Source organism: Pusillimonas sp., from assembly GCF_029263785.1.
Lineage (GTDB): Bacteria > Pseudomonadota > Gammaproteobacteria > Burkholderiales > Burkholderiaceae_B > Pusillimonas.
The window spans coordinates 22,405-28,404 of the sequence record NZ_JAJUFE010000025.1; the positions used below are offsets into that span (position 1 = coordinate 22,405).

At 56.2% G+C, this 6,000-nt stretch carries 6 protein-coding genes; 4 read left to right on the forward strand and 2 right to left on the reverse strand.

Features of this window, described 5'->3' with window-relative positions:
- Positions 1 to 27 precede the first annotated feature (27 nt).
- The gene (locus Q1J88_RS08025) at positions 28 to 624 is read right to left on the reverse strand and encodes a VOC family protein (protein ID WP_301117096.1); all 597 of its coding nucleotides are present in this window, start codon (positions 622 to 624) and stop codon (positions 28 to 30) included.
- Between the two features lie 203 nt (positions 625 to 827).
- Between Q1J88_RS08025 and Q1J88_RS08030 the strand changes: the two genes are divergently transcribed.
- The gene (locus tag Q1J88_RS08030) at positions 828 to 1,130 is read left to right on the forward strand and encodes a monooxygenase (protein WP_301117097.1); all 303 of its coding nucleotides are present in this window, start codon (positions 828 to 830) and stop codon (positions 1,128 to 1,130) included.
- Positions 1,131 to 1,173: 43 nt separating this feature from the next.
- Here Q1J88_RS08030 and Q1J88_RS08035 read toward each other — a convergent pair whose 3' ends face one another.
- Positions 1,174 to 1,860 (reverse strand): TetR/AcrR family transcriptional regulator, encoded by a 687-nt coding sequence (locus Q1J88_RS08035; RefSeq protein ID WP_301117098.1) that lies wholly within the window; start codon positions 1,858 to 1,860, stop codon positions 1,174 to 1,176.
- A 249-nt stretch (positions 1,861 to 2,109) separates the two neighbouring features.
- Here Q1J88_RS08035 and Q1J88_RS08040 point away from each other — a divergent pair, with 249 nt between their 5' ends.
- From Q1J88_RS08040 to Q1J88_RS08050, 3 genes are read left to right on the forward strand one after another with little or no spacing between them, the layout of a single operon-like run.
- Positions 2,110 to 2,997: a VOC family protein gene (locus tag Q1J88_RS08040; protein WP_301117099.1), complete on the forward strand. Its 888-nt coding sequence runs from the start codon at positions 2,110 to 2,112 to the stop codon at positions 2,995 to 2,997.
- Between the two features lie 37 nt (positions 2,998 to 3,034).
- Positions 3,035 to 4,282, forward strand: a complete 1,248-nt coding sequence (locus tag Q1J88_RS08045; RefSeq protein WP_301117101.1) for an alpha/beta hydrolase — start codon at positions 3,035 to 3,037, stop codon at positions 4,280 to 4,282.
- A 38-nt stretch (positions 4,283 to 4,320) separates the two neighbouring features.
- A complete protein-coding gene (locus Q1J88_RS08050) occupies positions 4,321 to 5,994 on the forward strand; it encodes an AMP-binding protein (protein WP_301117102.1) in 1,674 nt (557 codons plus the stop codon).
- Positions 5,995 to 6,000 lie beyond the last annotated feature (6 nt).

Consider the following 6,000-nt stretch of genomic DNA (forward strand, 5'->3'; position numbering starts at 1 on the left):
TCACGCAGGCACCGCTAGATCGCCGGCTTACTGGTCGGGCGCCCACAGTCGGGTTGCGCCGTCTTTCTCGTATGCCATCCCGTCCGGATAGGAGATCAACTCGATATAAGAGCCCCAGGGTGTGAGCACGTAGTTGATCGCCTGACCTGCGGCTGGACCTTCGGTGATCGGAAGCGGACCCATGAAGGCTTTCAGGCCCAGTTCTTTTGCTTTCTGTACCGCGGCTTCAATGTCCTTGACATAAAAGGCGATGTGAAACCCGCCGTGATCGCTATTGCGCGGCATCTTGGTGATTTGGTCGGGTGCACTGTATTCGAACAGTTCAATGTTCGATCCCTGGCCGCAGCGCATCATTGCAATCTGCTTGATGACGGCGCGAGGATGAACATCGACCAGATCTTGCATGAAGGTGCCTTCGTCGTCGCTGAACGGGCCAAATCGCATGGCTTCCTGACAGCCCAGCACGTCGCGAAAGAACGAAACACCCTGCTCGATGTCTGGCACGGTGAAGCCAATATGATCGATGCCGCGTACCCCGGGTACGACTTTGTCCTGGGCAAGAGCACTATGAGATGCCGTCAGCAGCACGCCTGCGCACGCGACAATTCCAGCCAATTTCTTCATGTGTTGTCTCCTGGAACGGCATAAGCAACTGCCGGTATTAATTGTGGGATCAGCAGGTGTGGCAAACACAAATATATACTTAGTAAAGCTCGTCCGCCATAGGCGGCGATACCGTAACTACCTATCGACCCGCGCCCTCTGTTTTCGTCATAATTGATCTGGATGCATGTCCTGGCGATGCGCCAACCTTTCTCGGAGCCTTCATGAAAATCCTACAAGTCGACTTCCCTTCTCCCGGTCCATTCGGTGCCGAAATGAGCGCCGCATTGCGAGAGCTTGCAGAAAGCATCGCCCAGGAGCCCGGACTGATCTGGAAGCTCTGGACCGAAAATGCCGAAACCAAAGAAGCAGGAGGAATTTACTGCTTTGAAGACCTCGACTCACTCAACGCTTACAAGGACATGCATAGCGCGCGCCTGACCGATATGGGCGTCACGAACCTCCGCTTCAAGATCTTCGACGTCAACGTTGCATTGTCGAAAATTGATCGGTTTCCTGGGCTGTAAGAACAGGCTGTCGGTCGGCGCTACACCGTGCCGACGTATTGAACTATTGGCCGGCGCCAATTATGGCCTTCAACTGAGCCAGGTTTTCTTCCAGCATGCGCACCGACTCCTGCACGCTTGCCGGCTGTGCCTGCTTGACCTCGGGGCGTTGCAAAGCGTGCAGACCGAAATCAGCCAGAATGTCTGCGATTTCCTCTGCCGTTTTGGCGCCGTCCGCCTTGAACCACCATGCCGTCCAGTTACACATGCCGATCAGGGCAAAGGCCGCCACGCGAGCGTTGACGAGCCGAAAATGTCCGGCGTCGATGCCACGTTGGATCACGTCGGTAAATTTTTGAAGCAGTAACCGGCGGGCCGACTCAGCGATTTTGCGCTGGCTTTCAGGAAGCGAACCTTCGGCCTGATCCACCACCCTGAATTGAACCGGATGAAGCAAGATCAGTTTGGCATGCTGACGGACGAGCTCTAGCAGAGCGTCATCAGGCTCCTTGCTTTTTTCAACGACCTGAGTAGCCAGACGCTCGGCCACGATGGTAAGACCTTCGGTCAGGCTGGCGAGAATTTCTTCCTTATTCTTGAAGTAGTAATAAAGCGCGGAACGAGAGATTTCCAGTTCGTGGGCAATATCCTGCATCGACGTACCCTCGTAGCCCCGCTTTATGAACAAATTGGACGCGGCTTCCAGAATTGCCTGAGGCACGACGTTTATTTTTGATGATGGCCTGGCCATGACTTCTCCGGCTGCGAAAGCCCAACATTAACATATACGTCAAATTTTCGACAAACTTCCGGCTAGCATCGTCCTCCACTGCAGCATGACACCCTCAATTTGCCGTCCATCGCTGCACTTTGACCCACAAAAAAAGAATTATTGACATTCCTGTCAGTTTTTAGTCTACTCTGTAAAAACAGAACCGGATAACAGTCAGACACGACAGCACGGCCTTGGCCCAGCTCTTCAATTTTTCGGAGACACTTCGTGAACAGTCCAGAAACCCCAAGCCGGTTGCGTCTTCACGGCGTAGACCACACCGCCCGTCCCACATGGAAGCTTCGGGAAACCGTCGAGTTTTACCGAGACATCATGGGCCTGCCACTGATCCACACAATTTCTGCGCGCGGCTGGGGCCCGGCCACGCACCCAGACTTTCTGCATTTCTTCTTCGATAGTGGCAACGGAAGCTCGATCGCATTTTTCTATTACCTCGGAAGTTCGGTACCTGAAGGCATGCAGAACCGCCCCGGTCAGCCACCCGTCCCTTCCGACCATATATTCGACGCGACGCACACATCGTGGCTGGTCGATACAAAAGAAGAACTAGCGGCCTGGAAACAAATGCTCGAAAGCAAGGGCATCGTGGTTTCGGCAGAAACCGCCCACGAGGTTATCGAATCGATCTACTTCCGCGATCCCAATGGTTATTTCATCGAGATCACACGCAAGCTCAGACCTGTCGACGCCATCGATGCGAACGACGCCAACCTGACGCTGCAGGCCGCCATCGACTACGAAGCACAGGCACACAAAAGCGGCGGCAAGCTCACGGCCATCGACTCCGTCTGGAATACCAAGGCACATCTGCTGGACGCGCAGTTCCAGACGTCTTCCGAAGCATCGCCCATCCGCATCTATGTGCTGAACGTGCCCGAATTTGCGTCACTGGTCGAAGCCGCCAGAAGACTGGATAGCTGCCAGGTCAGCGATGCGTCCGGCGACTACATCACCATCGACGCCCGGGTGCCCATCGAGTTTCACCGAAAGGAACTCGGTCTCAAGCCGGCGGTGTGGTATGGCCTCTTTACCGGTGGCCTGCGCGGACGCATTGAGTCGTTCGGACGCGACACCGTGCGAATTGTGCCGGCATAAGCAACACTGCACGTCACCGCAATAAATCGGAGCCGACATGACAGAGAAACAGAAAGGCAAGCGACCCTCGCTGGGTATCGACTGGTTTCCTCAGGCCTTGCCCAATGACACCCGAACCGAAGTTTTTACACTTCGCACCCCTGATGGGGCATCAGTACTGGGCACACTTTACACGCGTGGCCAACCGCGCAACGTAGCCTGCCTGATGCACCCGCGCGAATACTTCGGTGCTCATTATCTGGTGCCCGCCTTGCTTGAACGTGGCATGGCAGTCTGGACACAAGGTGCACGTTCGATTGGAAACGACTTGCGACTTGAGCACGAACAGGCAGTCATCGATGCTGCCACCGGTATTCAGTTTCTGCGCCAGCGCGATTTTGAAAAGATCGTACTCATAGGAAACTCTGGTGGATCGGGGGTATATAGCTACTACATCCAGCAATCCACCCTGGCACCTGAGCAACGGCTGGCCAAGTCCCCCGTGGGTAAACCCACGCGCTTCGACACGCTGGACATGCCCGCTGTCGACGCAATGGTCTACCTTGCTCCTCACCCCGGCCAAGGGCGCTTGCTCATGGGCTGTATCGACCCCTCGGTTGTCGATGAAAACGACGCCTTATCGGTCGATCCCGGCCTTGACCCCTTCAACCCGGAAAATGGCTACGTTCCAGAGCCGGGACAATCACGCTATACCCCTGACTTCGTCGAGCGCTATCGTGCCGCCCAACGCAGCCGGGTCGAGCGCATTGACGCCATTGCACGCCAATTGATCGAGCGGCGGCAGAATGCTCGCCGTCAAGTCAAGGAAGGAAGCTCCGAACGCGCCATACGCCTGCAAGCGGCGCATACACCGATCATCACGGTGTGGAGAACCGATGCCGACTTGCGCAACATCGACCTGACACTCGACCCCTCTGATCGCGCGCCCGGCTCCATCTGGGGCAACGACCCACTGGTATCCAATTACGGTGCGGTGGGATTCGGTCGCCTATGTTCGCCCGAATCCTGGTTGTCCACCTGGTCCGGGGTGTCGTCTCAGGCGGCGCTCGAGAAAACGGCGCCTTACGTACGCGTACCGACACTACTGGTGGAATACACCGGCGACCAGACGACCTTTCCTCTTCAAATCAAAGAAATCTTCTCGTGGATTGGCGCCAGCGACAAACAACATGTACGAGTGCATGGCGACCACCATGGTCGTCCCATCGAAGGCGATCCGCAATCCGGGCGCTCCGCCGCTGCAACGCACATTACCAATTGGCTTGCCGCACACGGCTTCGTCTAATTGCGCATCACGCACGATAGCCATAAGGAGACAGAGCAATGACAGGGCCCCTATATCCTATTGATGGTGTCCAGTATGTGCCCACCGACCAGGCCACGCGATATCTTGAATCGGGCGCATGGATGAACTCAACGGTGGGAGACATGCTGCGGCACACTGCCCGGCGCCTGCCGAACAAACCTGCCTTGATCACGGATGAGGGCAGCATCACTTTTGGCGAACTGGACAGTAAAACCGAGCATTTGGCCGCGGCATTACTCGGGCTCGGACTTCAGCCCGCCGATCGTGCCATCTTTCAGATGGGGAACAACCTCGAAACCGCCATTACCGTGTTGGCCTGCGCAAAGGCCGGCATCGTTCCGGTCTGTGCCATTCCACAGTATCGCGAGGTTGAAATCGGGCAGTTGGCCGAACTGAGTGAAGCACGCGCGTACTTTGTGCAGTCTGACACTCCGGGCAGCTTCGATATGGTACCTTTCGCCCAGCAGATGCAGGCTCGCCATACTCATATCGAACATCTGGTGTTCTCGGGCTCGCGCGCACCCCAGGGCAGCAAAACGATTTCTTCATTGCTTGCACAGCCCCACTCGCGGTCTGCTGAGCGCATCGTCTCGCAGGTCAAGCTGAGCCCCGCCGACGTTCTCAGCTTTCAGTTGTCCGGCGGCACCACTGGGGTGCCCAAGATCATCCCCCGCTTTCATGGTGAATACCTCGCGCACGCCACGTTCAGTGCCCATCACTACGAAATGGATGAAGACAGCATCTTCTTGTGGGCGCTGCCACTCATGCACAACGCGGGTCAACTATACGCGCTGATGCCCACACTTACTTTGGGTCGCAGCACGATATTGATGCCCAACGTCGATATCGCGCGCATGCTTACCATTATCGAGGAGCATCGCGTTACCCACACCGCATCGATTGGTCCGATTGCCCCACAAATCATGGCATACCCGGATCTGCACAAGCACGATCTTTCCAGCCTTAAGCTGTTCTTTACGATGACGCGGGCGGACATGCTCGAAAAGAAGATCAACGTGAGAAGCAGCAATCTGTTCGGCATCACCGAAGGCCTTCTGTTGGGATCAGGACCCTCAGCGTCGCCAGAGATCCGACACGGCACCAATGGAAAATCGGGCTGCCCTCACGACGAAATTCGTGTCCTGATCCCCGAAACCGAGACTCCGGCAGCCGAAGGAGAAATGAGCGAGCTCTGTTTCCGTGGCCCTTCTTCCACGCGGGGTTACTACAAGGCACCGGAAGCCAACTCCAAAACATTCACTTCCGACGGCTTCGTCCGGACCGGCGACATCGTTTCCGCGCACACCATCGACGGCCAGAGATACTTCCGTTTCGAAGGCCGGTTCCGCGACAACATCAACCGCGGTGGCGAAAAAATTGGTTGCGAAGAAGTGGAAGCCTTCGTCAGCAAGCATCCGTCGATCCTGGACGCAAAGCTGATCGCCATGCCTGATCCCATCTATGGCGAAAAAGGCTGTGTGTACATCATCTTGCAGCCCGGTGCTACGGCGCCATCGGTACCTGAACTTGCTGCCTTCCTGGTGGACCAGGGTCTAGCCAAATTCAAGTGCCCCGAAAGAATCGAAGTCGTTGACGCGTTTCCGGTAACACGCGTCGGCAAAGTCGATAAGCCGGCCATGAAAAAGCACATTGCCGAGCTGCTGGCCAACGAAAACGCAAAAACTTCCTGACGCCTC